The sequence below is a fragment of the Caballeronia sp. M23-90 genome, from assembly GCF_053574605.1.
Window position 1 is genome coordinate 1 of the sequence record NZ_JBSIPA010000935.1, and the last position, 747, is coordinate 747.

At 63.7% G+C, this 747-nt stretch carries 2 pseudogenes; both read left to right on the forward strand.

Features of this window, described 5'->3' with window-relative positions:
- Positions 1–7 precede the first annotated feature (7 nt).
- A pseudogene (locus ACRXB1_RS37125) lies at positions 8–301 on the forward strand (phosphatidate cytidylyltransferase); the annotation flags it as partial.
- Between the two features lie 124 nt (positions 302–425).
- Positions 426–747 (forward strand): annotated as a pseudogene (locus ACRXB1_RS37130) (1-deoxy-D-xylulose-5-phosphate reductoisomerase); the annotation flags it as partial.

Consider the following 747-nt stretch of genomic DNA (forward strand, 5'->3'; position numbering starts at 1 on the left):
TGGCTGATGGACGGCGGTGATGGTCGTGGGTTCGGCGGCCGCTGCAACGATGGTTTTTGCGCCAACCCTTTATACGGCGCTCGTGGAGCACCTCGGCTGGCTCGGCGCGCTAATGTCATTGACCGTGCTGACCGTGTTCAGCGTGATCGGCGATCTGTTCGAATCGCTGCTCAAGCGCCAGGCCGGTGTCAAGGATTCGAGCGGATTGCTCCCGGGGCACGGCGGCGTGCTCGACCGGATTGACGCTCTCCTGCCGGTATTGCCGATCGCGCTGTTGTTGCTCGGATCGTTCGGCGGCTAGTTGGCCAGAAAGAGTGGCCACGTGTGCCGGCGTGCAGGTAGCCAGATGCGATGTAGCCAAATGCGCCAAATCGAAGCTAAATCGGCGGCCGGGTTGATCCGGCCAGCCCGCTAAAGAAGGATTTATGCAAAAACGTCTGACTCTGCTCGGCTCAACGGGCTCGATCGGCGAGAGCACGCTCGATGTCGTGGCGCGGCATCCCGACCGGTTCAAGGTCTACGCACTGAGCGCGCATCGCAACGGCGACAAGCTCGTCGATCAATGCCTGCAGTTCCAGCCGGAAGTCGCGGTCGTGGGCGACGCCAGCACCGCCGAGAAGGTCGCCGCTGCGCTGCGCGAGCAAGGTTGCAAGACCGAGGTGAGCTACGGCCCGCAGGCGCTCGTGGATGTATCGGAGAGTTCGGGTTGCGACACCGTGGTCGCCGCGATCGTCGGCGCCGCAGGGA